The 26,615-nt window shown below is 44.3% G+C and carries 17 protein-coding genes and 1 pseudogene; 8 read left to right on the top strand and 10 right to left on the bottom strand.

All coding sequences use genetic code 11. The features are described 5' to 3' along the window. Window positions 1–399: 399 nt before the first annotated feature. Window positions 400–3,057, top strand: coding sequence for a KGGVGR-motif variant AAA ATPase (locus F6K63_RS33565; RefSeq protein ID WP_287314555.1), 2,658 nt, complete (start codon window positions 400–402; stop codon window positions 3,055–3,057). 203 nt (window positions 3,058–3,260) lie between these two features. On the opposite strand, the gene F6K63_RS33560 is transcribed toward F6K63_RS33565, so the two are convergent. Continuing rightward, window positions 3,261–4,274 carry a type I glyceraldehyde-3-phosphate dehydrogenase gene (locus F6K63_RS33560; RefSeq protein WP_044492436.1) on the bottom strand — a complete coding sequence of 338 codons (1,014 nt, stop codon included), beginning with the start codon at window positions 4,272–4,274 and terminating at the stop codon, window positions 3,261–3,263. 636 nt (window positions 4,275–4,910) lie between these two features. Here F6K63_RS33560 and murC point away from each other — a divergent pair. Together murC and murB are read left to right on the top strand one after the other, a co-directional pair. Further along, window positions 4,911–6,458 carry a UDP-N-acetylmuramate--L-alanine ligase gene (murC, locus tag F6K63_RS33555; RefSeq protein WP_008180746.1) on the top strand — a complete coding sequence of 516 codons (1,548 nt, stop codon included), beginning with the start codon at window positions 4,911–4,913 and terminating at the stop codon, window positions 6,456–6,458. 206 nt (window positions 6,459–6,664) lie between these two features. After that, a complete protein-coding gene (gene murB, locus F6K63_RS33550; RefSeq protein ID WP_287294505.1) occupies window positions 6,665–7,651 on the top strand; it encodes a UDP-N-acetylmuramate dehydrogenase in 987 nt (328 codons plus the stop codon). 352 nt (window positions 7,652–8,003) lie between these two features. Here murB and F6K63_RS33545 read toward each other — a convergent pair whose 3' ends face one another. Beyond that, a complete protein-coding gene (locus F6K63_RS33545) occupies window positions 8,004–8,210 on the bottom strand; it encodes a hypothetical protein (RefSeq protein ID WP_287314553.1) in 207 nt (68 codons plus the stop codon). A gap of 586 nt (window positions 8,211–8,796) precedes the next feature. Between F6K63_RS33545 and F6K63_RS33540 the strand changes: the two genes are divergently transcribed. Further along, the gene (locus tag F6K63_RS33540) at window positions 8,797–9,150 is read left to right on the top strand and encodes a YbaB/EbfC family nucleoid-associated protein (RefSeq protein WP_008180753.1); all 354 of its coding nucleotides are present in this window, start codon (window positions 8,797–8,799) and stop codon (window positions 9,148–9,150) included. A gap of 108 nt (window positions 9,151–9,258) precedes the next feature. On the opposite strand, the gene F6K63_RS33535 is transcribed toward F6K63_RS33540, so the two are convergent. Further along, complete coding sequence (locus F6K63_RS33535; protein ID WP_287314552.1) at window positions 9,259–10,650, bottom strand: SGNH/GDSL hydrolase family protein; 1,392 nt, start codon at window positions 10,648–10,650, stop codon at window positions 9,259–9,261. Window positions 10,651–10,918: 268 nt separating this feature from the next. On the opposite strand from F6K63_RS33535, the gene F6K63_RS33530 reads away from it, so the two are divergent. Then, on the top strand, window positions 10,919–11,410 hold the full coding sequence (locus tag F6K63_RS33530) for a low molecular weight protein-tyrosine-phosphatase (protein ID WP_071103213.1): 492 nt from the start codon (window positions 10,919–10,921) through the stop codon (window positions 11,408–11,410). Between the two features lie 68 nt (window positions 11,411–11,478). On the opposite strand, the gene F6K63_RS33525 is transcribed toward F6K63_RS33530, so the two are convergent. The 4 genes from F6K63_RS33525 to dxr all read right to left on the bottom strand — a co-directional run bounded on the left by F6K63_RS33525 (window position 11,479) and on the right by dxr (window position 17,300). Then, complete coding sequence (locus F6K63_RS33525) at window positions 11,479–12,171, bottom strand: response regulator transcription factor (protein ID WP_287314550.1); 693 nt, start codon at window positions 12,169–12,171, stop codon at window positions 11,479–11,481. 260 nt (window positions 12,172–12,431) lie between these two features. Next, the gene (locus tag F6K63_RS33520) at window positions 12,432–14,096 is read right to left on the bottom strand and encodes an alpha-keto acid decarboxylase family protein (protein ID WP_287314548.1); all 1,665 of its coding nucleotides are present in this window, start codon (window positions 14,094–14,096) and stop codon (window positions 12,432–12,434) included. A gap of 253 nt (window positions 14,097–14,349) precedes the next feature. Continuing rightward, window positions 14,350–15,936, bottom strand: coding sequence for a glucose-6-phosphate isomerase (locus tag F6K63_RS33515; protein ID WP_287314547.1), 1,587 nt, complete (start codon window positions 15,934–15,936; stop codon window positions 14,350–14,352). A gap of 152 nt (window positions 15,937–16,088) precedes the next feature. After that, window positions 16,089–17,300 (bottom strand): 1-deoxy-D-xylulose-5-phosphate reductoisomerase, encoded by a 1,212-nt coding sequence (gene dxr / locus F6K63_RS33510; RefSeq protein ID WP_044492437.1) that lies wholly within the window; start codon window positions 17,298–17,300, stop codon window positions 16,089–16,091. Between the two features lie 487 nt (window positions 17,301–17,787). Here dxr and F6K63_RS33505 point away from each other — a divergent pair, with 487 nt between their 5' ends. Continuing rightward, on the top strand, window positions 17,788–18,906 hold the full coding sequence (locus F6K63_RS33505) for a trans-sulfuration enzyme family protein (RefSeq protein WP_008180771.1): 1,119 nt from the start codon (window positions 17,788–17,790) through the stop codon (window positions 18,904–18,906). 149 nt (window positions 18,907–19,055) lie between these two features. Here the strand turns inward: F6K63_RS33505 and F6K63_RS33500 are convergent, their stop codons facing one another. The 3 genes from F6K63_RS33500 to F6K63_RS33490 all read right to left on the bottom strand — a co-directional run bounded on the left by F6K63_RS33500 (window position 19,056) and on the right by F6K63_RS33490 (window position 23,135). Then, on the bottom strand, window positions 19,056–20,690 hold the full coding sequence (locus tag F6K63_RS33500; RefSeq protein ID WP_287250390.1) for a PhnE/PtxC family ABC transporter permease: 1,635 nt from the start codon (window positions 20,688–20,690) through the stop codon (window positions 19,056–19,058). Between the two features lie 523 nt (window positions 20,691–21,213). After that, complete coding sequence (locus F6K63_RS33495; RefSeq protein WP_008180777.1) at window positions 21,214–21,981, bottom strand: phosphonate ABC transporter ATP-binding protein; 768 nt, start codon at window positions 21,979–21,981, stop codon at window positions 21,214–21,216. A gap of 233 nt (window positions 21,982–22,214) precedes the next feature. Further along, window positions 22,215–23,135 (bottom strand): putative selenate ABC transporter substrate-binding protein, encoded by a 921-nt coding sequence (locus tag F6K63_RS33490; RefSeq protein WP_287314545.1) that lies wholly within the window; start codon window positions 23,133–23,135, stop codon window positions 22,215–22,217. 313 nt (window positions 23,136–23,448) lie between these two features. Here F6K63_RS33490 and selD point away from each other — a divergent pair, with 313 nt between their 5' ends. Then, the gene (gene selD, locus F6K63_RS33485; RefSeq protein WP_287314544.1) at window positions 23,449–25,860 is read left to right on the top strand and encodes a selenide, water dikinase SelD; all 2,412 of its coding nucleotides are present in this window, start codon (window positions 23,449–23,451) and stop codon (window positions 25,858–25,860) included. 190 nt (window positions 25,861–26,050) lie between these two features. Further along, window positions 26,051–26,224, top strand: a pseudogene (locus tag F6K63_RS33480) (RNA-guided endonuclease TnpB family protein); the annotation flags it as partial. Between the last annotated feature and the right edge of the window lie 391 nt (window positions 26,225–26,615).

Genomic DNA, 26,615 nt, shown 5'->3' with positions numbered 1-26,615 from the left:
TTCCTGAACTACTGCTGACTTTTTCAGCTGGTCACCCACCAGGAGGTATTGACTCAAACTATTACTCTGACTAATTTGTCAGTTTTACTGAGATCTAGTCTACCGTACTTTTAAAAGAGCCGCACCCAAATCCTTTCAAGATCCGATAAAAAACCATGGTCATAACTTAGATAGCTGGTGTAAAGAGCTGAGAATTTCTGCTAGTCAACTTACTGTTAAAACCCAAACTAAAAATAAGTCAACTCCTTCCTTTCGTATTGCCTGTGATGATTCTATTCAAGATATCGGAAAAGCTCATCAAGTTTGGCGATATGGCATTACCATAAAGAAAGAAGATGAAGAACACGTAATCGAGTGGCTCCATCAGCTTTGTAATTGGATTAAAGAGAATATATAACGATGATTCCATCAGATATTCGACTGTACACCTGGGTAGATGTAGAAGAAGTATTGTTGCGATCGCAAGAGCAAGAGCAATGGCCAAAAGACTTAGTTTGGGCTAGAGGGTATTGGGATGAATTAGTTCTCGGTATTCGTCCTGGTACTCAAAGCTCAATCAAAACATGGCTTCAGGAAGTCTACGAACCTCGATTCCAAGATAATGGCCAACAGGGTAATGATTGTATTATCCTCGAAAGTGCCGAGGGCAATCAGCGCACCTTACCGATTATTTTAGAAGAAACAGAGGAAGAACCCCCAACTCCTAAACTTATCCCCAATCTAGCTAGACCTACTGTTATTTGGCAACGAACTGAGAAGCTTCAAGCACCGGATATCTTCCCAGATGATTTACCTCCAGTGCTTGCCTTTCATTCTTTTAAAGGTGGTGTGGGTCGAACGACTCATGCTCTGGCCCTAGCACAAGCTTTAATCAACGCCAAGCAAAAAGTTCTTTTGATTGATGGCGATTTAGAGGCTCCTGGAATTAGTTGGTTATTAGAATCTAGGCTGCCTTATCCTCCTATTTGTTTCGCCGATATTATTGCCTTAATTCATGGAGACCCTTCTCCAGACGCAGAGCAAACCATTGACTTAGCAACCCAAAAACTTCAAAATGCTTTAGTAGACGGAATCTATATATTACCTTCCTTTCGTGTTAATAGCCGATTGACTGGTTTAGCCATTAAGCCAGAACATCTAATTAAAGGCCATAAAAATCCTTTTATATTGACAGATAGTTTAGCTCGTCTCGGCAAAGCCTTAGGAGTAAATGTTGTTTTAGTAGATTTGCGAGCAGGACTCTCGGAATTAGCAGCAGGATTAATTTTAGATCCGCGAGTCTATCGGATCTTTGTCTCTACGTTAAGCGGACAATCTATCAGCGGAACTGGGAGGCTTTTAGAATTAATTGCTAAACTAGCACCCTCGACACGAGATAAAGACCCTTACCCTGCTTTTATTTTGACTAAAGTTCCTCAAGATGAAACAGCTGAAAATTTTATCGAATCAGAACAAACACTTTTAGAAGCCATTCAACCCTTGCTAGGGGAAGATAGTGAACCAATTAGAATTACCATCCCATTTACTGAAAAGTTACAAATTTTGTCTAATTCTTGGCAAGAGGTTTGGCAGCACTTGGGAACTTCTCAATTGATTGATTTACTACATCCTTTATTAGAATGGCTGCCTGATAATTTAAATAAATCCAATCCACCAGATGAACCTATAAGTTTATTAAAGTCTCAAAGAGAAAGCTTAAGAAATATAGCATACAAAATGATTTATGCAGAGCGTGCTGAGACTGAAGATTTTCTGGTTACTGAGTCTTTGCAAAACTTAGCTAATGATTATCGAAGTCAGATTCCGATAAGTGTCGTTATTGGAGCCAAGGGTTCAGGAAAAACTTATACGTTTATGCAAATTATACGCAGACAAGAATGGAAAAAATTTGGACAAGATGTGGGAATAACTAATGTAGATAGCACAGTAGCTAGCACAGCCTTTATCGCACCGATTATTGCTTCAACTAATCTCAATGATAAAGCAAAAAAAATAGTATATGACGTCCGGAAATATTGTGCTGAACAGATAGGGTTGACGCCTCCCGTCGATGACAGTGAGATTAAGGACTATATTCGGGACGGATATCAAGAGGAATTACATGAAGGTCAATGGCGCGATCGCTGGTTAGATGTCATTGCCAAGACTCTAGGTATGACAGGTAAAGGTCGCGATTTACCTAAGTATATAGCAGAGAAAAAACAAAAGATAGTAGCTGTAATTGACGGATTGGAAGACTTATTTCAAGAATTTGCTCAGAATGAAGATCAACAAACTGCTTTACGAGCGTTATTGCAAGATGTTCCTCAATGGCTGGAACAACAACCCTTTCGTTGTTTAGGAATTATTATTTTTGTCAGACAAGATATTTTAACTGCTTCTGTCCGTCAAAATTATGGTCAAATGAAATCTCGCTATCAGCCTTATAGGTTAAGGTGGAATGAAGAAAGCGTATTGAGATTAGTTGCTTGGGTTGCCGATAAAGCTAATATTTCGTTAAACTTAAATCCAGCCGAGCTTCAAGATATGAATGAAGCAGAACTGACGGAAAGTCTAAGACCCTTGTGGGGCAAAAACCTAGGAAACGATCGCTCTAGACAAGCACGTTCTGCTCCGTTTGTCATTGCCGCATTATCTGACTACAATGGACAAATTCAGTCTAGGGATGTCGTGCGTTTTCTTAAAATTGCGGCAGGACAATCCATTGATGATGATTATTGGCAAGACCGAATTCTAGTTCCCAAAGCAATTCGAGGTTGTTTGGATGAATGCAGCCAAGAAAAAATTACAGAAATAGAGCTAGAAAATGAACCGTTAAAAAGAGTATTTAATAAATTACGTCCATTATCAGCAGATCAGAAAAAAAGCCCTTTTCAACTAGAAAATATTGACTTATCTCCAGAAGACATTAGCCTCCTTAAAGAAAATGGAGTCATTATCGCTGACGGCGATAAGTATTACGTTTCAGAAATCTTTCGTTTAGGATTAGGGTTTTCCCAAAATGTTGGCAGACCAAAAATTATGGCTTTAGCTCGTCGAGCTACACAAAGACTCTAGATGATGGTTATTAACGGTTTATTGACCTCTCCCCTCCTTCAAAGAAGGTGATTGAAACGGTTAAGGGAGCAGGGGTGTTTCAAAATTCAATAAATTAGAGCGAGAGAGGGGAATAGGTTAAACGTCTTGGTTCAATAAACAATGAACCCTAACGAATGAACACTCTTCCCCAGACTCTTGCTTTACGAACTAGGCTCTCACAACTAATTCGACCATTTTTGGGCAACTAACTCAGCCAAATCTACAACCCGCTGAGAGTAACCCCACTCATTGTCATACCAGGCAACTACCTTAACCATATCGCCACCCATGACCATAGTTAAGCTAGAATCCACAATTGAGGAAGCATCATGACCCCTGTAATCACAGGAAACAAGAGGTTCGTCGCCGTAAGCCAAAATTCCCTTGAGTGGGCCTTCAGCTGCTTCTTTGAGCACTTGATTGACCTGCTCAGCAATGGTACTTTTCTCCACTTGAACCACCAAGTCAACGATAGACACATTAGGAGTTGGCACCCGCAGAGCAATACCATTGAGTTTCCCTTTCAGTTCAGGAATCACTAGGGCTACCGCTTTGGCCGCACCAGTAGAGGTAGGGACAATGTTGAGCGCTGCTGCCCGAGCCCGACGTACATCCCGGTGGCTCGCATCAAGAAGCCGCTGGTCCCCCGTGTAGCTGTGGGTTGTGGTCATTGTCCCTTTGATAATGCCAAACTGCTCATGCAGTACTTTGGCAAAGGGAGCTAGACAGTTGGTAGTACAGCTAGCATTGCTAATCACGTTATTTCCTTCGTCGGTGTAGTCTTCGTGATTAACACCCATGACATAGGTGGGGACGTCGCCTTGGCCAGGAGCAGTGATTAGCACTTTCTTAGCACCAGCAGCTATATGCTTGCCAGCTCCATCCTGATCTCGGAAGACACCAGTGGCTTCGATAACTAGGTCAACACCCCAAGAGTCCCAGGGCAAGTTCAAGGGGTTCCGGTCGGATACACACTTGACAGTTTTTCCATTAGCTGTGATGGAATTTTGATCACAACTGATATCTGCATCAAGTTTGCCCAGCATTGAGTCGTATTTGAGCAGATGGGCATTTGTCTTGGGATCAGAGGTATCATTGATTCCCACTATCTCTAACTGGCTATTCTCCCGAGTCAGCCAGCATCTCATAAAGTTGCGTCCGATGCGTCCAAAACCATTGATCGCTACTCTAATCACTGCTTCTTGCCCTCTGTAATTCAAAGTAAATATTTTCTTAATGATTCTAATAATATCGCAAAGGTTGAAACAATTTGAAACTTTTACTGAATTAATGTGGTGTGATGTACTCGTTTTGAAGCCAGATGGGTATACTTATCTCCAAAGCTGGAGGTTTTGGGAGCAGAGTCTCCTCTGGGGATGGCACAGATCTGACAGATCTCAATATTGCCTCGGCAACCTGATTTTACTCACGCCATGTCTGAATGCAGTCGCTCCCAAAGCCCCTCTCCCCTAACCAGTCTCAACCGATTAGTTTGGTATGTAAGTCCTAACCCTCATGGTTGGGAGTCATACGGATAAACCCAAAAATCACCACTAGCTCTGTTCTAGTGCTATTTTATGGGTGTTTATGGGTCTTGGGACGTTTTTCCGGATTGAGAACTCTTGTTGACGTGTAATATATACGACAATCTAGGTACTCAAAAATCAGTTATGTAACAGTTACGTTATCAAACTTAAGGTATTATTCCCCGGTTTGACAGTACAGATGTACTTATTTACCAAAAATTATTCCTGGATATGTATTTTTCCTGATATGATAGCGCGTGTTATTGGCAAATTAGGCGTGTGCGGTGTGGTGTGTAAGGAGTTAAAATGCCAAAGACTGTTGATTTCAGTAATAAACCATTTCATTTCATTGGTATTGGCGGAATTGGGATGTCAGCTCTTGCCTACATCCTAGCCAAACGCCAATTCCGAGTATCTGGCTCAGATACTCGGACAACCCATATCACGCAACGTTTGCAAGCAGTAGGTGCTCAGATCTTCAGACAGCAGTGTGCTGCCAACTTAGAATTTTTCCAATCCAGGAACGCACCAGCTTGTGAGGACGTAGCAGCTAAAACGGTTAGCACGAGTTTGAACCCAAAGGCGCTCACAGAAATATCACAATCAAGTCCGACTATATCTGTAGCTGACCCCTGTTTAGGATTGCCTCAAGTTATCTGTTCCACAGCAATTAACCCATTAAACTCTGAGTATCAGGCAGCTTTAAAGCTAGGTTGCCCGATTTTCCATCGCTCAGATTTACTAGCGGCGTTGATTGAAGACTATTACAGTATAGCAGTCGCTGGGACTCATGGGAAAACTACAACCAGTAGTTTGATCGGTTATCTACTGTGGCAAGCGGGTTGTGACCCCACCATGATTATCGGTGGTGAGGTGGATGCTATCGGTGGTAATGCCAGGCTGGGAAATGGACCATTACTGGTTGCTGAGGCTGATGAATCCGATGGTTCATTGGTTAAGCTCTCCGCCGAGATTGGTGTAGTAACCAATATTGAGCTGGATCATCCAGACCATTACCAGAAGTTAGAGGAGGTTGTTGAAATATTCCAGACGTTCGCGAAGCGCTGTAAAAATTTAGTGGGATGTATTGATTGCGAGACAGTGCGATCGCAACTAAAACCGAATATCAGCTATAGTCTACGGCGGGATATGGGGGCAGACTATAGCGTTGATGATGTAACTTATGAAGCTAATGGCACTACCGCCAGAGTTTGGGAGGGCAATCAGGTTTTAGGTCGGTTGGAGCTGAAATTGCTGGGCAAACATAATCTCAGCAATGCCCTAGCCGCAGTAGCAGTAGCACGAAATTTGGGGTTAGAGTTTGAGGCAATTGCCTCCGGGATCGCTAGCTTTGAGGGAGCAAAACGCCGATTTGAGCTGCGGGGCAAGTGCAATGATATTAGTTTTGTGGATGACTATGCTCACCACCCCAGTGAAATTCAGGCAACCCTAGCTGCCGCAAGAATTCAGGTCAACGCTGACCAGCGAATAATTGCAATTTTCCAACCTCACCGATATAGTCGTACCCTGAGGTTTCTCCCCGAGTTTAGTGTTTCCTTTAGTAACGCTGACTTGGTGGTTATCAGTGATATCTACAGTGCTGGGGAACCAGATTTAGGAGAAATTAGTGGGGAAAACCTTTATCAGGCGATCGCATCTAACCATAAGGATGTGCATTACCAACCAACTCTCGAATCAGTGGTAGAGTTTCTCAACCAAATTCTCTATCCTGGGGACTTAGCCCTATTCTTGGGAGCCGGTAATCTGAATCAGATTATTCCTAAGGTTATGGGGTTTTACCAACAGCCTGACAATGGCTTAGTTAAGCAAGATTTAGCCCCAAAGCATCAATAATTGTCAATCAAGCTAGGGAATCGTAACTATAGACCTACCTCAGAAGGTCAGTATGATCTCAAGCCTCTACTATACTCGTGAATCAACTTTCCACGAACTCCTCTGGGTACTCTACCCCCTAGCAATTCTAGCCAATGTGACTGCCAAAAACCGATCGGCATTATTTTCATTGTGTGTAGATCCGACTCTCTACCCTGATTTTCCTGATGATAACTAGCGTGCTAACCCAGAAAAAAACTCCTTCCCAGTTACAGTTGTATATTCCAGGAACCAATTGTCCACTTCAGTCCCAGGTATCCTTAGCCAAACTCACCTCATTTCGTGTGGGAGGTCCCGCTCAGTGGTACGTCGCCCCTCGGAGCCTAGAAGACCTACAAGCTAGTTTCCAGTGGGCTCACTACCAAAAATTACCCCTAACCCTGTTAGGGGCGGGTTCCAACCTTCTAGTCAGCGATATCGGTTTGCCGGGTTTGGTAATTTGTACTCGCTATCTGCGCCATACTCACTTTGATGCAGATACAGGGAGAATTACCGCCAGTGCTGGTGTACCGATTGCCCGTCTGGCATGGCAGGCTGCCAAACGAGGCTGGGAAGGGCTAGAGTGGGCTGTGGGCATACCTGGAACCGTTGGTGGTGCTGTGGTGATGAATGCTGGTGCCCACAAAAATTCCACAGCTGATATTCTCTTTAATACAGATGTTCTATCCCCTGATGGCTCAATAGCCCAACTCAGTAGCCAAGACCTAGGCTTTAGCTATCGCACCTCAATCCTTCAAGGTAGCGATCGCATAGTCAGCCAGGCCACATTTCAGTTAAAACCGGGTGCTGACCCAAAACAGGTGCGCTCACTGACATCAGAGCATTTGGCAAGACGACACACTACCCAACCTTACCACCTACCTAGCTGTGGCAGTGTGTTCCGCAATCCTGATCCTTATGCTGCTGGTTGGCTAATTGAACAAATTGGTCTAAAAGGCTACCAAATTGGTGGTGCTAGAATAGCTGAACGCCATGCCAACTTTATACTTAACTGTGGTGATGCTAAGGCTAGCGATATCTTCCGCATGATCCACCATATACAGGAGCAAGTAGAAAAGCACTGGTCACTGTGTTTAGAGCCAGAAGTGAGGATTTTAGGTGATTTTACCAAAAAACTAGCAATGGAAAGCCCTATGTCTTTAGAGCAGGGATAAAAACCAGCGAGGGGATCAATCCCCTCCTATGGTTCCAGTGGATATACCAAAACCGATCCTGTTGGAATATCAGTTCAAAGCTGATCACCAAGCTGATCACCAACATGATCAATTTTTAGTTGATCAAAAATCGACGAAGCTGAAAATCCCGTCTATGCCCGAGCTTTTAGACAACCGCCGGATTGTGGAGCCAATCAGCGTCGGCCGGTTATGAGTAATAGTTTTAAGTCACTTGAAATAAGGCTCGACTCTCCTTACGGCAATTCAAAGGATGAAAGCGAGATAGTGGCTAAAGCCACTGTGAAAAAAATATTTTTAGAGTTCTGGAATCTTGACCGCAATTAATGTAGAATTAGGTATAGAGTACAGGCTGAAAAACCGCTAGGACAACTGGAATAGGTAACCAAGTTTGACCGCCTAGAAAGTAGTAATGCTGCTGAGGGTAGGGAAAATCCTCTTTAAAAACCCAATCGTCAATCAACAATTGGCGTGTGAACCTAGAACAGTATTTTTGAAAAAACACCCGGTGCGCTTGCCGTTGGCGAATTAAATTCACCACGGGTGGCACAGCAATGTACGGTGGGGCACACCGGAACATGGATAAAAGGAAGGGAAACGGAATCTTCGGCACTCCCAAGAAGTATCCGAACGCCTAAGGAGAACCACCCTCTAGGTCTGTCGTGAATTTACTGGGAATTTGGTAGGTTTCTACGGATTTTTGGTTAAGTATTGCCTCTTCCCCGAGGACACGTCGGTTTAAGGTGGTTCGTAGATTTAGGAATCCCCGCGTCTAATGACCGGGGAGTGTCAAAGTTGTGCTTGGCTAAACTAGAAAAGAACGGGAGGAAGTTAACTATATGACTTCAGCCCATGTATGAATAAGGAGACCGGGAATTTATTCCCCTATTTCCTATTGCTTTTAAGGCCAGGAAAGGTTAGTGGACAGTCAAATAGCATCACAATAGATACACGATAGATACACAATAGATAAAGGTTAATCACCACAGGATTTCTAATGTCAGCGCACCCCTTGCCCATAGACTGGGCTTAGTGCCAACCTGGGCAGCGGTTAAAACCGCGCTTGACGTTTGTTTTTCCTGCCCGGTCATTAGACAGGGGATTTCTAAACTTAACTGGGATTTTTTATGACACAAGACAAAGGAAAAGGATTTGGTCTCGGTCTCGGCAAGATGAAAGAACTAGCCGAAGCGTTCAAAAAAGCTCAAGAAGTTCAAAAGGGTGCCAAAGAGCTCCAGGATCAGTTGGAGCAAATGGAAATTGAGGGAACATCAGGGGAAGACGGTAAGGTGAAGGTGTTTCTCAGTGGCAATCAGGAACCCCTACGTGTAGAGATTTCTGAGGATGCTATCAATCAAGGAGCTGAGGCTTTATCTGAACTGGTGTTAGCAGCCATGAAAAATGCCTATGAGACCTCCACAGCCACTATGCGGGAGCGCATGGAAGAACTTACCAGTGGGTTAAACTTGCCAGGTTTATAACCTGATCGGTCAATCCCCACTCGGGATTCCGTAGGAAAAAACTATAGGCATGAGGAAATTAATCATTTTAAATGGCTCCCTCATGCCAAATATCCCATTAATACCTGACTATTGATCAATATTTGAGTAAAACGAAGCTACCTGTAGCTTTGGCAGTGAACTAACTCCATAATATAAGCTCTTAGCCACCTTCATATTGGCTGCTTCTGTCAAGTGAATGGCATCATGAAAGGCGAGTTCGGGAAAGTTTTGATAAATTGTGTACAAGTTGAGAACCTTGATATTTTTGGGAAAACCTTTCTCAAGTTGCTGACCCGCTGCCACCAATTTGGGATAATTGGCTTGCACTTGTTCCTGGTAAACCTTTCCTAACTGCTGCAAAATTTCCTTTTCTGCTGGTTTGATCTTATTGTTGCCACGACCAGTAATTTCTGGTTGGACAGCAACTAGTAAAGGAATTCGCTGTCCTGCTGTTAAACGCAGCATATGTCTGAGGTTATTTCGATAGCGCGTCAATCGACGTTCCAGTTCATCGGATTCCTGAGGAAGATACTTCTTCAGTGGCATAACGTCCCCCTTCATTACTAGAGACCGCTGACTCACTGATGGCTCAGGCTGTAAGACCCAGTATGTGATTGCTTTAGCGAGATAAGTTTTTGTAACTAAATGCTTCAACTGCTGGGTGAGATAGGTCCAAAAATGCCCGGTCGCATTTTGCAAGAAGGCTTCTGTTTTAGGAATATCTGTTAAATTTTGGTCACTGGGGGTGATCAAGTCTGTGTATCCACCCAACACTATTACTGCATCTGGACTGTAAGGTAAAATCTTGAGAGCTAACTGAGCTAGTGTATTGACAGAGGTATACCCTGGTACGGCGGCGTTGATGACACGATACTTACCATTTCGAATCTTTGGCGGCAGAGCAAGTGCTTGCTTTAATTCCGGTTCAGAAGGGGGTAAGGTCATCGGTCGGTATTTCTGTGGGGAACTCCTCTGCTGTTTTATCCGTTCATTGAGACGAGCTTCTAAGTAGCTGGCTATGGTAACTTCATTATTGGCATTCCCTTGACCAAAAGCTGTCGAGCCACCTAACAAAAAAATCCGAATTTCATTTTTGGGTTTGACCAAGGGAACAGGGTCGTCGTCCCGGAAACCCTGTTCATTAATGCGCCAGAAATCGCTCTGTTGCTTCCCCAATAAACTGTAACCTACAGCTAAATCCCGTTCGACAGCTAGATCACCAAGGTCTGGTAATCCATCATAAAGCTGCTGTGTCTGGTCAAGGAACTTGGGACGGTAAACAGTGAAATCTCTGGGTGCCCCCTTGTAGGGAGCTATCTCATTAATTTTGCCGACCGCAGCCAGTAAGAAACGAGCCAACAATTCGACAATCATCAAACTTAGAACTATCCCTGTGAGAATCGTCAGTAGGTTAAACCGTCGGCGGCGTTTGCGGTAAAGGCTACGGCGCGACTTAAATATTAAATCTCTTCCTTGCATAACCGTTAAATTAGGAGGTATCCCTTTATAAGTTGGTGTGTTTAAATCACTGTGTTCCTAGACATTGAACCATGAAGCGACATCGCTTGGTTCATGTAGGGTGGGCAGTGCATCAGACAGATAATCAAGCTTGCAAACCACGTTGGTAGGCACTGCCCACCCGAAGATTAATGACAATGGTCCAAGATCTCAGTTCAACTATCCCATAGAGCAATTTCGTTGCTAAACTTAACACGGCGCAGCTCGTAGTTGACCAATTAATATACCCATGCCTTGCAAGTTACTCTTTGTCTGCCTTGGTAATATCTGCCGTTCTCCTTCAGCCGAGAACATCATGAATCACTTGATAGCACAAGCAAATCTTTCTGACCAAATTGTCTGCGATTCCGCTGGTACTTCCAGTTATCATATTGGTTCTCCCCCGAATCCGCGTATGACAGCAGCTGCCAAACGTCGGGGGATTGTACTCCAGGGGAAAGCACGGCAGTTTAATCGGTCTGACTTGGAAGAATTTGACCTGATTTTAGCTATGGATCAGCAAAACTACGAAGATATTATCTCTCTTGATCCAGCTGGGAAGTATAAAGATAAAGTAAGGCTAATGTGTGATTTTGCCCGTCATCACACCGAGCACTCAGTCCCCGATCCATACTACGGTGGACCAGAGGGTTTTAATAAGGTGATTGATTTACTGCTAGACGCTTGCGAAGGTCTGCTGGAACACGTTGTTGACAATTACACCAAGACTAGGCAAAACTAAAAACTCCCAACTACTAATTGCCAATGGTGAACTTAGCTTTTTTGCCATTGGTGGTTAACTCGATTAATTCATTTGATTAAATGCTGTTCTAAGGCGAATCGTAATAGTTCGGCTCGGTTACTCGTATCAGTTTTTCTGAACAGACTACTAACGTACTTCTCGATTGTCCTCGGACTCAGGTATAGTTGGTTACCGATTTCGACATTGGATAAACCAGTAGCCAGTAAATTCAATACTTGCTGTTCCCGCTCGGTCAGGTGTAGAGCATGAGCTTGGGTATTATTCCCTGATTGATGATTAATATCTACAAAGTTGATTGATTTAGATGCCGGTTTATCAACCGGCTCTTTTGTAGTCTGTGGTGGGAATCGTAACTCCGTATGAATCATTTGCGATCGCACTAGCAAACTTTGAATGACTGCACCTAATTCTTGCATCTCAAAGGGCTTAGGTAGGTAGACATCACACCCAGACTGATAACCCTTGATGCGTTGATTGGTGCTATTGAGTTCGGTTAAAAATACAACAGGTAACAACCGCAATGGGGGCTTCTGACGCACTTTTCTCACCAGTTCATAGCCATCTATTCGGGGCATATTAATATCTGTAACCAGAAGGTGAGGGTGATAAGTCTCAATCATAGACAGCGCTTGCTGACCATTTTCAGCAGTAATAACTGAATAACCTGACATTTCCAGATAATCGCTTACAGACAGACGAGTGCCCAGGTCGTCATCTGCAACCAGAATAATCAATGGCATGGGATAACTATAGTACTGACATTTAGAATAAACCTACTCCTAAGCTAGGTCATCTGGTGTTCAATTGGTGACCAAAAATACTTCGTTCGCGTAGCGTCGCCGAAAGGCGACGCCAGCTCCGTCAGAACTTTCTGGAGATAGGAGTTGCCTGCTAAAATTAATATAGATACCTAGACAACAACATACCTTAGGCTTCAGCAAAGTTGCACCCTTGTGATTAATTAGTCAGTGAGCCCCCCTCTTGCCTAGAGCAGCAGCTACTACTCTGATAATCCTTGCATAGCACTTAACGCTTTCCCCAAGCGCTTGACACCATCAGAGCAATCGAGGCGATCTAAATGAACTTCGATAAAGGAGATACTATTGTGGTTAACTTTTGCTTGTTCTAAGGCTTGTTCTAGCTCACCTTCAGTACGCACTTGGCAACTCCAGCTATTGCCAAAAACCTGGGGTAACTGATGATATTTCCAAGGTTGAATATTGTTGTACGAGCCTTCATGGATAGCTCGCTCAATAGTGTAACCGTCATTATTAATTAAGAAAATAATCGGGTTAAGTTGATGCCTAATAATCGTAGAAAGTTCCTGACAGGTCATCTGGAAGGCACCATCACCGACAAACACAACCGGTCTACGGTTAGGAACAGCCAAACCGACTCCTAGACAGGCAGGAACTGAGAAGCCAATAGATGTGTAAAGGGCCTGTCCAATGTAGTCGCTGTCTCCTTGGAGTACCAAATCAACGGTAGCAATTAAAGCATCACCAGTTTCAGCAATCACGATTGACTCATCATCAATAAAGTGAGTCATCCGCTCATAGAACCTGGCGTTGGTTAGCTTTTGCTCAGGTTGTGACTCAAAGCTTTTAGACAAAGACTCTATAGCTGGCTTGATATCCAAGACATCAGATTTTTTCTTCTGAAGTTTGGCAGTCAGACCAGCCATGAAATCCGGTAGATATACTGGAGAATAGAAGTGGTGTTTGATTTTAACTTTGTCAGAATTAGCGTTAATTAATCGGTCTTCGGGCAGTTGGGCAGTGAAACCACCCAGATTAATGTCTGACATGAAGGCACCCAGGCATAAAATACAGTCGGCTGTTTCAACTCGTTGGCGTACATAGTCCTGACTGAAAGCTCCTGCATAACTACCAATGAATTGTGGGTGGCTTTCCGAGATGATTGACTTGCCTAACAAAGTGGTAGCGAACGGATATCCTGTCTGCTCCAGCAGGTTGGTAAGTTGGTCTGCTATACCGTAGCGGTGGAGTTCAACCCCAGCTACAATAACGGGATTCTGGGATTGCTCTAGCAAACTTACAGCCTCTTCAACTGCCTCTGATAAAGCGTGGACATCCATAATTGGGGCTTCTGGTAAGTCACGCTCCCCAGTAACAGGACAAGGTTGATTGACTAAGTCTGAGGGAATTTCAATGTATACAGGTCTGCGGTGGCGCAAACAAGCACCAATGGTCTGGTCGATTTGCCTTGCCGCTTGACTAGGGCTGGTAAGCCTCACTGCTGCCACTGTAATTTTTTCAAAAATTTCCAACTGTAGATTGTAATTACCGGCAGTGTGATGTAAGAGTAACTTTTGCTGCCGCTGGGAACTGTTAGGCGCTCCACTAATCACGATCAGGGGGACTAGCTCAGCGTAGGCACCCGCCACCGCATTGACTAGACTGAGTCCACCAACATTATAGGTAACGCACAACCCACCAACACCATTAAGCCGGGCATAGGCATCAGCTGCATATCCGGCATTGAGTTCGTTACAGGTGTAGATTAACTCTACAGAACTCTCTAGCAAGACATCCATCAGACCCAGGACGTAATCTCCTACTACGCCAAAAATATGCTTGACACCAGCGGCTTGCAGGCGTTGAGTAAGGTATTGACCGACAGTTACTACATCAGACTGAGCCATTGCACCTCTGACCTCTTTAATGAAGCTACCTTTATGCCCAGCATTTTAACCAAAATTTTAAAAAACGTTAATTTTTTGTAAAAAACGTTACATTTTAGATATAATCTAACCTTTTATGCTTTTTATTCTAGCAAGTTTCTTGGGTTGACAAGGGAAGCCCAAGGTATTTTTTGTGAACTAGCCTTAAATTTGACAGTTGGCTGTCAAGGATTAACAGTCAACTGTCAACAAAAAAGGTCAAATGTCTATTAGCTTATACAGCAGAAACTTTTAGACTACTTGGTTGTCCCAGATTCCCTTCTAAGACAATACCCCGCTGGTTATAAGCCAGATGACGCAGCAATTTGTAAATCCCTTCAATTTGGTCAGGGGCTCCCACTTTCTCAGCTAACTCCGAAATAGATATGGCAAGACTTTCCTGGTGTAGTACCTCCATCACCTTTTTCTGTAAATCCAGAATGGCAGCGGCGGCTTTTTTACCCGCTTCTACCCCAGGTTGGTGATAAGCATTGATATTCACCAAGGATGCATAAAGACCAACAGCACGTTCATACAGGGCAATCAATGCCCCCACGGTTCTAGCATTGACCTGAGGAATGCTTACGGTAATGGAATCCCGTTGATTTTCATACAACGCTTGCCGAGTACCTTGTAATAAACCTGATAGATAGTCTCCCGCAGTTACACCGGCTTCTACTTCTGGAGACTTCCCTTGTCGGTCTTCTAAGACTTCAATGAACGTGACAAAGAAATTGGGAACACCTTCCCGAAGTTGTTGTACGTAGGCATGTTGATCCGTTGAGCCTTTGTTACCATAAACCGCAATGCCCTGATAAACCGTATTGCCCTCTAGGTCTTTTTCCTTACCTAGAGATTCCATTACCAGCTGCTGTAAGTAGCGGGAGAATAGCAATAGACTGTCTTTGTAAGGCAACATGACCATATCTTTCTCCCCCTTGCCATTGCCAGCAAAGTACCAGGATAGGGCAAGTAAGGCGGCTGGATTGCTTTTGAGCTGGGGGCTACCGGTAGCGCTATCCATCTCTTTGGCACCAGCCAGCATCTGACGGATATCAATCCCTTGTAGTGAAGCTGGAAGTAGTCCCACGGCGGACATTTCAGAGGTACGTCCTCCTACCCAATCGTACATGGGAAAGGTGGCCAGCCAACCTTCGGATTTTGCCAATTGATCTAGTTTGCTGCCAACACCCGTAATGGCCACAGCCTGGGCAGCAAAGTCTAGATTCTGAGACTCGTAGGCTGTTTTAACTTCCACCATGCCGTTACGAGTTTCTGGTGTTCCCCCAGATTTGGAGATGACTAATACCAAAGTGCTAGATAATCGGTCTTGGAGTTGGGTCAGGACAGCATCAATGCCAGCTGGATCAGTATTGTCAATAAAGTGAATGGCTAAAGGAGGAGAGTCTAGCGCGAGGGCTTCAGCGACAAACTCAGGACCAAGGGCAGAACCCCCAATACCAATGGAAAGAACATCAGTAAATTTTGGTGCCCTAGGGGGATAGATGGCACCCGTGTGGACATTTTGGGTAAAGGTTTCAATTTTTTCGAAAGTGTTGACAATGTCTTGTTGGAGTTCTGGAGTTGGGGCTAAGTCCGGGTTTCTTAGCCAGTAGTGACCGACCATGCGGTTTTCATCAGGGTTTGCGATCGCACCGTTGACTAGGGCATCCATATCCTTAAATGCCTTTTCAAACTTAGGCAGCATCGCCTCCACAAAGGCATCATCAAACCCCATACGGCTGATATCGAGGTAAAGCTCTAATCCTTGGTGGTAATAAAGCCAATCCTGATAGCGTTGCCAGAGTGCAGCGGCGTCCATAAGTAGCTCTCCAACTTCTTTTATTGTCCACTCACAAGTTTAAGCCAAGCACATAGCCTAAACTACCCCGACTCAGCTAGCGCTTAAGGTCGGGGCTATGGGCGACTGTTCCGAAAACGTTTTTTAGATTTTTGAGCAGGTCTTGAACCCACTCAAGGGCTTGTTGAAGCGACAGGCTGTGGCAAAGTGATCGAATCCCTGAGCAACTTACTAGCAGCTATAGTTTCCTGTCTTGCCCATTGATCTGCTGCCAATATATCGTCTAAGGAAGGATTGGAACAGTTATCAGCTTGGTGGCGATCGCATACAGATTCAATACAACGAGGAATATCCAAATAACCAATTTTCTCCTCTAGGAATAGGGCAACTGCCTGTTCATTAGCTGCATTCAATACCGCTGGCATCGACCCCCCAGCCCGACCAGCCGCATCAGCGATGCCCATACAGGGATATTTCTGATGATCCGGTTCCCTAAAAGTCAAATTACCAGCTTTCACCAAATCTAGTGGTTCCCAATCGGTATAGATCCGTTGCGGCCATGAGAGGGCATAGAGTAAAGGTAAGCGCATATCTGGCCAACCTAACTGAGCTAATACTGAGGTATCTTGCAGTTCAATCAGGGAGTGAATAATACTCTGGGGATGGATCACAATGTCGATGTGGTCATAATCCATGCCAAACAGGAAGTGAGCCTCAATCACTTCCAATCCCTTATTCATCAGGGTGGCAGAGTCTACAGTAATTTTACGTCCCATTGACCAGTTGGGATGCTTCAGGGCATCAGCCACCTTCACTGAAGCTAACTTGTCTACGGACCAATCTCGGAAAGCCCCCCCAGATGCAGTTAGGATAATCCGCCGCAATCCCCCTGCTGGCACTCCCTGAAGACACTGAAAAATGGCCGAATGTTCTGAGTCAGCTGGTAGCAGCTTAATACCATGCTTTTCAACTAAGGGTAGTACTACTGGACCACCTGCAATTAGAGTTTCTTTATTCGCTAAAGCAATGTCTTTACCCGCTTCAATAGCAGCAATAGTAGGCAACAAACCCGCACAGCCGACAATGCCAGTAACTACAGCTTCCGCATCACCATAGCGTGCCACTTCTACCACTCCAGCTTCGCCCCCTAAAAGAATAGGTTGGGGGTCAAGGTCAGCAATTGCTGCTTTGAGTTCTGGCAATCTCTCTTGATCACGAATTGCGGCAATCATCGGTCGAAATTGCCGAATTTGAGCGGCTAACATTTCCACATTGCGCCCAGCTGCCAATCCCACTAACTGGAATTGCTCGGGGTATTGATTAACAATATCGAGAGTTTGGGTACCTATTGAGCCAGTGGAACCTAAGAGTGTAATTTTTTTCACAATTTTTTTATAATTACCAACAACTCCCCTATCATACCGGGGCAATGGGAAGCCTATAAGTAACTCAACCTAATTAAAACGATTGGTAAATTTTTCTGATCGTATTGGCAATTTGGCAACAAACCTTAGTGAATATCGGTTTTGATTAAGTTTTACCCCTATTGTGAGTGATCAGCAAGTCTTATGTAGTCAATCACACAACGTAGACCGGATTAATGCGGAATGATATGGCCAACATTTATATATAGTAGTTTTCAATTGGGTGAGGTACAAAGTCCTGGGTTTTAGGGAATAGGGACTAGGGAGTAGGGAGTACGGAGTAGGGAGTACGGAGTACGAATCCCCCCTTGCCACCCTTAATAAGGGCGGAAGAAAATTGACTTTACCTCATAAGTATGAGGAACGCTATATTCTATATATATAGATATATATGATGTGGCGTCTTCCCTATGAAAAGGTATTATCAGTGATTTGAGCAAAAGGTTGCATGAAAATTGAGACACTGGCAGTGCATGCTGGCCATAATATTGACTCAGCCACAGGGGCAGTAGTGTCCCCAATTTATCTATCTACTACATTTGAACGTCATCCAGACGGCAGCTACCCTCAGGGTTATAACTACAGTCGAGACAATAACCCGAATCGGGATAGTCTGGAGAAATGCCTGTCTAAATTGGAGGGGGGAGCAGCAGCCGCCGCTTTTTCTTCTGGTTCAGCGGCTACCTTGAGTATCTTCCAGGCTTTGTCCCCTGGAGACCATGTAGTGGCACCTATAGATAGTTACACAGGAACTGGGTTTCTCTTGCGAGAAGTTTTTGGCCCTTGGAATTTGGCGGTCACTTTTGTAGACATGGCTAATCCTACCACAGTGATGGAAGCAGTTCAACCCAACACCAAGCTGATTTGGATAGAAACGCCTTCCAATCCAATGTTAAGGATTACTGATATCAGCAAGATTGCCCATATTGCCCATCACCATAATGTCTATTGTGTTTGCGATAACACTTGGGCAACACCGATTAGCCAACGTCCGTTGGAGTTGGGGGCAGATTTGGTTATCCACTCCACAACCAAGTATCTCGGTGGACACAGTGATGTCTTAGGAGGTGCCGTGATTACTAAGGTTAAGGATGAATTTTTTCACAAAATTAAAACAATTCAGATGGCTGGCGGTTCAGTAGCCGCCCCTTTCGACTGTTGGTTACTCCTGCGGAGCATTCAGACCTTGCCCTACCGCATGAGAGCTCATTCAGAAAATGCCTTGAAGGTGGCACGGTTTTTAGAAGAACACTCCAAAGTAGAAGCTGTTCATTATCCGGGATTACCAAACCATCCAGGACATGGAATTGCTGCTGCTCAGATGAACTTGTTTGGGGGTATGATTTCTTTCCAAGTTAAAGGAAACAGGGAAGATGCCTTTGCCTTTACTGGCAAGGTGAAAGTATTTACACGAGCCACTAGCTTGGGAGGTGTCGAGAGTTTAGTTGAACATCGTGCTTCCATGGAATTTCCTGGTACCCGAACCCCAGACAATCTGTTACGGATGTCTGTTGGTCTTGAACATACTGATGATCTACTAGAAGATCTTGCCCAAGCTTTAGGTTAGTGAGGAGCCGTTGCACATTTGTGGGATGTTACCATTTTTTGCACATAACTAAAAGTGGCTTATAGTCTACAGTTCAAACTTCCTTCGACAAATAGGTACATCATCCCGTTATTGTGCAACGCCAGTAAGGCAGAAGCTTAATCGCATTACTACTTTAGAGATTTATGAGGAGTTATCGATTCTCTAGCGGCAGCACTCACCCCATCAACGAAAAAAGTCAAAAAGACAAAACAAACCAGCGTCATCCCCACACTCGGATAATCAAAGCTGCTCAGTTGTTCGGTCAACAATACCCCTAATCCTCCAGCCCCAACTAATCCTACAATGACCGTCTCTCGCATACACACCTCCCAGCGATAGAAAATATAAGCCAGAAAACGAGGTAAATTCATCGGGAATATCCCATAGAGAAACAAGAGTGCTCCTGGAGTTCCTTGTGCTTTTAAGGCTTCTAAAGGAGGCTTTTCCAAATTTTCATTCATTTCTGCCATCAACCTGCCAAGGATGCCGATATTATGCAATCCTAGGGCGATCGCACCAGGTAAAACTCCCGGAAACATGACAAACATCACAACTAATGCCCAAATTGGGGCAGGAATAGCTCTGCAAAACAGTAGTATGATCCTGGTGAATACTAGGATAGACCAGCCTTGTAAGCCAGCTAATCGGGACGCTTTTGGACTGGGATTGAGCAATCCCCCTGGTAGCAAAAAATTATGGGCTGCCGGAAAAGACAGAACAATCCCTCCAAGACCAGAACCAGCACTGGCCAGGACAGACATAACTAGAGTTTGTAGTGATAACTTCCACAGCTGCGACAAGGGCACAGCCTTAAAATCGAGGGGAAATGATGCTTGGGCAATCTCACCCAAGAGTTTTTGAGTTCGGGGAGACCAAAACTTGCTCACATCAGGACTGACATACAAAAACCCCAAACAGCACAAGGCCACTAAAATTAAAACTACTCTTAAATTAATCCGGCGACGCAAGATGACACTACTGATGTCAATTACAGCGCTTAATAAAACTAGGGCATAGAAAAATGTCCATAGTTGTTCGTAACGAAGAGACTGTAAACTCAGCAAAATCTCATAGCCCAATCCACCAGCCCCAACCAGCCCAAGTACAGTAGCTGAACGAATGGAACACTCAAAGCGATAGAGGGTGTAAGACAGGAGATTTGAAAAGGCTTGCGGAATGATACTGTAAAGAAAGGCCATCAAGGGGGACACGCCACTACTGAGTAATGCCATCAAAGCACCTCGGGGCGTTTCATCCAGAATTTCTGAGAAGACCTTCGCGACAATTGCCCCATAGGGAATGGCGATGGCCATAATGGCCGCCAGAGGATCTAAACCCCAGATACTGACAAAAAAAACCCCCCAGATCATCTCATGAATCGCTCTGGGGAAGGCCAGCAGTCCCCGAATTCCCAGCCAGATGGGTTGTCGCAGAGTCCAGTGAGGCAAGACTGTCAACCACCAAACCTGGGAGGTGATCACTCCTGCCACCACGCCGAGCAAGATACTCAGGAAAGTGCCGCAGGCGGCATAAGCTAGGGTCGTGAGGGTAGCCTTCAAGGTCAGGTGCAGAAACTCAGGACTCATTTCGGGGTGCCAACTCGCCCGCAAGAATCGCAAGAGTTGGTAAAATCCTCCCAGATTAACAAGATCTTGCTCAAAGATACCAGCTTTAACAACCGCCATCCCGATAAAAATGACAAAACAAATTCCCCACAGCAGGCTGCGATTCAGTAATGGTGGACGAGATAAACGTTGAGTCATCTAAGTTATTGCAACGGAAGTATATTAGTTTAATAGTATTTTGGTTTCAAGGGAACAGTGGATAAAGTAACAGGAAACATAAAACGGTTAACAGCGAACACAAATAGATATTTATAGAATACCATCACCCCATAAAAATAGAGTTTAATGGACATAATTAGCCATAGATAAATGGTAAAAATGGTAGTGGGAAAGATGTAATGATTTAGCTAGGTTGTAGTCAAGGCTTCGGGAGTTAAAATCAATACTTTGGTACCGCTACCATCGTTAATAAGGTTCAATTTTTAATCAATTGTTGACCCGCTTAGTCTGATTGCTGTGACTCTATTAAAGATTATTTAGAGATGTCTAATACTAAATCAGGTTTAATAATACTATATTCAAAACAATCAAAGTCTTTGCCTAGAATTGATTTGAGGATTTAGGTAAATAACCTATAATAACCGAATTTGGTATAGTGTGTCTTAAACTTTACTCCGAGTGCTATATAAGTTGAGACGGAACGGTTCCTGAAAATTGAAAACTATACATTGATCAGATCAGTTTCTGTAGCATATAATTTGTCGATCATGGTCTGAGACAAAACCCCTGGAGGAACATCAAAGACAATCTGTCCCCGTTGCAATCCCACCAAGCGATCGCAATGACTGCAGGCGAATTCGAGAGAATGGAGACTAGTTACTAATGTCTTTCCCCCGGTTTCACTTATCTCCTTGAGCAAATCCATAATTTCCCGACTCATTTGCCTGTCCAGGTTAGAAATCGGTTCATCAGCAAGAATCACGTCAGGATTTTGCACCAGCACTCTAGCTAAGGCAACCCGTTGTTGCTGTCCTCCAGACAGTTCCTCGGTGGGTGCATAAAGCTTTTCGGGAATTCCTACCTGAGCTAAAGCCTTGAGAGCAGTGTCTACCTCTTGGGGAAACAATAAAGAAACAAGGGCTTTCATCAATGACCAGCGTCCTAAATGACCCGCATTAACGTTATGAATCACCCGGAGGTTATTGACTAGATTGAACTGTTGGTAAACGGTGCCAAGGCGACGCTGTACCTGACGCAATTGGCGCGGGGAGATTCTAGCTAGATTACGACCTAAGACCCAGACTTCTCCTTTACTGGGGAGTAAGATGCCATTGAGCAGGCGGATCAAGGTACTTTTACCTGCACCACTCGCCCCGACTAGGGCAACTCGTTCCCCAGGATAAATCTTGAGGTTAAGGTTAGTCAATGCCCGAAACTGGCCAAATTGCTGGGATACCTGTTTGAGTTCAAAGATAGGAATTTTAGTCATTGGTGATTAGTGATAAGCTCTTCAGCATTTGGCGTTGCTTAATAATGGAATGATTTTAAGAGTGAGGTGGAATGGGCATATTGCCTGTCCCTTGATCTTTTCGGGCGGGCAGGATGCCCACCCTACTCCTATTCATTCGAAGATTCAGCAAGGTCACCTAAAGTGCTCAAAGAGAACAGGGAACAGCGGATAAAGGAACGGGGAATAGCCAATTTAAATCCACATCAGCTTATTTACTTAATCTTGCCAATTTTCCGTCCAATTGCCTCAATTTGGGCATAGTTGTCATTTTTTGTAGAAATAAATTTAGTAGCTCCAAATAAGTCAAGAATTTCTTTTTGCTCGGGAACATTAGGATCTAGCTTTAACAAGGCGGCTTGAACCCGCTCAACAAAATCATCCCCGTAGCGTTCTTTGACTTTAGGATTAATCACCCAGTGATAATCATAGTAAGCTGGAGTTCGCCAAATCAACTCTACTTTTTTTAAGTCCACATTTCCAGCTGCAACGCGACTCTTCCAGACCTGTTCGTTCAAGGCTCCTACCTTGTAGCTCCCTGCCTCAACCAATTGAATTGTGGCATCGTGGGATTTGGAAAACCCAACTTCACCTTGAAAATCGTCTAAGGTTACCCCTGCTTGTTGGAGAAAATACTGGGGCATCAAGCGTCCAGAGGTAGATGACTCGCTGCCAAAGGTTAAGGTATGACCTTTCAAAACTTTTAAATCTTTAATGTTCTTAATGGGTTTGATCCCACTGCTTTTATTGGCGATAAAAACGGTGTGAAATTCAGCATCAATATCCCGTTGAGCGATCGCTTCAGCCTCTTCTACCTGTAACCGTGCTTGAACCCCAGTCAGTCCACCAAACCAGACCAGATCCAAGTCCCCCACCCGAAAAGCTGTTACCGCTGCTGCATAGTCAATCACAGGCTTGTATTCTACCGGAACCTTTAACTCTGCTTCTAGGTAAGCTGCAAGCTTGCCGTAGAGTCGCTGTAACTTTTCAGGATCTTGATCGGGGATTGCTCCAGTGGTAAAAGATTGAACCTTAGCCCCATTTCCAGACGAAGATGTAGAATCGGAGCTAGGGGCACAGGCAGTAACCGGTAGTAATAGGACTAAAATAAAACCTAGTAAGATTTTTTTGTTCATTGTTTTTTTTCTTGATCATCAAACTGTGAAGATTATACTTTGGCTAAGGTAAAAATTTAATTTTTTTATCCCAGATTCCGCCGATCAAGTTGTAGTATTAAAGTAATACGCTAATTCTGTGTAGCTTGGCGATTTTTTTTACCTATAAATAGTTAATTTTGCTAAATATTAAATTTGGCGCTATCGGTGTTTGATAAGCCACAGATAAAGCCTGATTATTACGTATGACACTGTCAAGTCTGGCATGTGGGTTTTATTGAACCAAAATTTAGATAAACTGAAGACAGCTTTTTCAATTTTTTCAACGGGTCTCATGCAGGCAGCTCCTCAACCGATCACCACAGATTTAGTCTTAGTTGGCGGTGGTCACAGCCATGCGATCGCTCTCAAAAAGTTTGCCATGAAACCTCTGCCTGGTTTCCGTATAACCCTGATTACCGACAATGCCCACACTCCCTATTCGGGAATGCTACCAGGTCATGTTGCCGGTTTTTACAGCTACGATGAAGCTCACATCGACTTGCGTCGTCTGGCGGTGTTTTCCAAAGCCCAGTTATATTTAGACCAAGGGATTGGTCTGGAGTTAACTGAAAAGAAAGTCATTTGTGCCAATCATCCCCCTGTTGCCTTTGATTATTTATCCATTGATATTGGCAGTACGCCAGCAACGGTTGGAACACCTGGTGCAGCTAAGTATTCGATTCCTGCTAAACCGGTTCCCCTGTTTTTAGCAGCCTGGGAGCAAATCGCTGCCCAGGTGGAACAAAATCCCATGGACCCTTTCACCTTGGGTATTGTTGGGGGTGGAGCTGGTGGAGTAGAACTCGCCCTCAACATGCAAGCAAAATTGCATGGAATATTAACCGATGCTGGTCAACCGACGGAGAAGTTACAAGTTCATTTATTCCATCGAGGCACACAACTGTTACCTCAGCACAATAGGTCGGTCAGCCGTCACTTAGAAAAAATTTTCTTGCAGCGAGGCATTAGGCTTCATTTAGGGGAAAGGGTCAGTGAAATAGCTGCTAATGGCGATGACCATCCACTGGGAGCATGCCCAAGTTACACAAACATTAGTAGTGAGAGCATCTTGCTCCCTGGAAATACGGAAAACGAGCAAGATGCTCCCAGTACAAATTTACAAAAATGGGTTATCTGCGACTCTGGCTTAAAAATCGCATGCCACCATGTCTTTTGGGTGACTCAAGCTTCGGCTCCCAGTTGGATTAAAGCCTCAGGACTGGCTACCGATGAGCGAGGGTTCGTTCTCGTTGCCGATACCTTACAGTCGATTTCCCATCCCCATGTCTTTGCTACTGGAGATATTGCCACCATGCAAAACTACCAGCGGCCCAAAGCTGGGGTATTTGCTGTTCGTCAGGGAAAGCCATTATTTGAAAACCTGCGACGGATTGTCTTAGGGCAAAAACTGCTCCCTTATCATCCCCAGGCCCGATATTTAAGTTTAATTGGCACCGGGGACAAACAAGCGATCGCTTCTTGGTCATTTTTGGAGTGGCGCTCACCGCTGCTGTGGCTATGGAAAGACCAAATTGACCGCAAATTCATGGATAAGTTTGACGATTTACCGTCAATGGAAGCGGAACAACCAAGCAGTAGGGGAGATCAAGAGTCCCAAAGACAAGAAGACAATCTCTCCAGTTCCCTGTTGCCATCACCGATTAGCAAACCCAAAATGCACTGTGCAGGCTGTGGTTCAAAGGTCGGTAGTACAATCCTAGAAAAGGTGATCAAACGGCTGCCGATCATGGGAGGAGCCGATATTATGATTGGATTGGGGGACCCAGATGACGCAGCTGTTTTGCAAGTTCCAGCCGGTCAACTGCTGGTACAGACAGTCGATTATTTTCGTAGCTTGATCGATGACCCCTATATCTTCGGTCAAGTTGCCAGCAATCACTGTTTGAGTGACATTTTTGCCATGGGAGCAACCCCTCAAAGTGCCTTAGCCATCGTCACCATTCCCTACGGGACAGACGAAAAGATCGAGGAAACTCTCTATCAATTGATGTCGGGAGCCAATAAAATCCTCCAAGACTGTCAGAGTCCCTTAATTGGTGGTCATACCACTGAAGGCGCGGAATTAGCCTTTGGTCTGTCCTGCAACGGGCTAGTTCATCCCAACCAACTTTTGCGCAAAAGCGGGATGAAACCGGGGCAAGTGTTGATTCTAACCAAAGCTATTGGTACAGGAACACTGTTTGCAGCTGATATGCGCTACCAAGCTAAAGGTCGCTGGATTGAGCAGGCCCTTGAATCCATGTTGCTCTCCAATCAAACCGCTGCCCAAGTCCTTCTTGAATCCGGCGCAACAGCCTGCACTGACATTACTGGATTTGGGCTGTTCGGACACCTGTTCGAGATGGTAAAAGCCTCCCAAGTGGGCGTTGAATTAGACTTAGATACCATACCGATTTTGCCAGGAGCCATAGAAACGGTGCAAGCAGGAATTACCAGTTCCCTACACCCTCAAAATTTACGACTAGCCATCTACATCAATAATGCTACCCAGGCTAGTGATTTAGCCAAATACCAGTTGTTATTTGACCCTCAAACCTCTGGTGGACTCCTGGCTGCTATTCCAGCTGAAAACCTTGATGAATGTATCAAGAAGTTGAAAACATTTGGTCACAAGCAAAGCTCCTTGATTGGTAGGGTTATTCCTGCTCCGGAAAGTATGCCAATTACCCTGAATATTGGCTAAAGAGAAAACGCGAGCATTAAGCTGACCGCTGAATGCTTACGGAACTCCTAAAGCTGAAAGCCCCGTGTTTTCAAACCAGGGATGAAAGCTCGTAGCGACTTTAGTCGCCGTGAATAAAATCTCGACTTTTGCTTAACACTTTTATACAAGCCTGTTAAGATAAATATATATCGAATAAAGTCGAAATTCGGTGATTATTATAGAGTTCAAAGCCAAAGGGAAAAAGTCTCAGTATTCATCGATAGATGAAGATATCCGGACAGTTAAGTTCATCTGAAATAGCTGCATCCGTCTATGGTTGGACAACAATGGTACAGGGAAAAGTGACCTTAGCCGATATTCCAAAATCCTTTACAGAATTTTTTGAGATGAGGTTTTCACAGCAAAAAATATCCCGATTTTCCCATTGAGTAAGAGAGCGTATCCACTCTTAGCAGCACCTGTATCAAAAACCTTGGAAATAATACCAGCCTCTCTAACTTAGGCTTCACAATAAATCCAAGCTTCTAGGGTGATATCTTTGGCAATTTTAAATTCAGGCTGATTTCCCAAATCGATATAATCATCCTGACCATCAAAAGTGAGAACAGTCTGTTAGGAAGACACAGAAGATGCCGAGGGTCTTTTCCTACCAAAACTTCTTGAAATGTGAGAGCCTTGTGTCTTTAGACCGAGGGTGAAACAGAGAGACTGGGTTGACCCAGTCGTGTCTCTAAGCGTCTTTCTTTATTTCAGATCTAATAATTTTTTCTACA

The sequence above is a fragment of the Moorena sp. SIO1G6 genome, from assembly GCF_010672795.1.
Classification (GTDB): Bacteria; Cyanobacteriota; Cyanobacteriia; order Cyanobacteriales; family Coleofasciculaceae; genus Moorena; species Moorena producens.
This window is presented reverse-complemented; position numbering and strand designations above follow the sequence as displayed.

Bases quoted from the DNA above. Each gene is read 5' to 3' on its own strand.
- F6K63_RS33565 (WP_287314555.1), top strand. From the start codon at position 400: ATGATTCCATCAGATATTCGACTGTACACCTGGGTAGATGTAGAAGAA.
- murC (WP_008180746.1), top strand. From the start codon at position 4,911: ATGCCAAAGACTGTTGATTTCAGTAATAAACCATTTCATTTCATTGGT.
- murB (WP_287294505.1), top strand. From the start codon at position 6,665: ATGATAACTAGCGTGCTAACCCAGAAAAAAACTCCTTCCCAGTTACAG.
- F6K63_RS33540 (WP_008180753.1), top strand. From the start codon at position 8,797: ATGACACAAGACAAAGGAAAAGGATTTGGTCTCGGTCTCGGCAAGATG.
- F6K63_RS33535 (WP_287314552.1), bottom strand. From the start codon at position 10,650: ATGCAAGGAAGAGATTTAATATTTAAGTCGCGCCGTAGCCTTTACCGC.
- F6K63_RS33530 (WP_071103213.1), top strand. From the start codon at position 10,919: ATGCCTTGCAAGTTACTCTTTGTCTGCCTTGGTAATATCTGCCGTTCT.
- F6K63_RS33525 (WP_287314550.1), bottom strand. From the start codon at position 12,171: ATGCCATTGATTATTCTGGTTGCAGATGACGACCTGGGCACTCGTCTG.
- F6K63_RS33520 (WP_287314548.1), bottom strand. From the start codon at position 14,096: ATGGCTCAGTCTGATGTAGTAACTGTCGGTCAATACCTTACTCAACGC.
- F6K63_RS33515 (WP_287314547.1), bottom strand. From the start codon at position 15,936: ATGGACGCCGCTGCACTCTGGCAACGCTATCAGGATTGGCTTTATTAC.
- F6K63_RS33505 (WP_008180771.1), top strand. From the start codon at position 17,788: ATGAAAATTGAGACACTGGCAGTGCATGCTGGCCATAATATTGACTCA.
- F6K63_RS33500 (WP_287250390.1), bottom strand. From the start codon at position 20,690: ATGACTCAACGTTTATCTCGTCCACCATTACTGAATCGCAGCCTGCTG.
- F6K63_RS33495 (WP_008180777.1), bottom strand. From the start codon at position 21,981: ATGACTAAAATTCCTATCTTTGAACTCAAACAGGTATCCCAGCAATTT.
- F6K63_RS33490 (WP_287314545.1), bottom strand. From the start codon at position 23,135: ATGAACAAAAAAATCTTACTAGGTTTTATTTTAGTCCTATTACTACCG.
- selD (WP_287314544.1), top strand. From the start codon at position 23,449: ATGCAGGCAGCTCCTCAACCGATCACCACAGATTTAGTCTTAGTTGGC.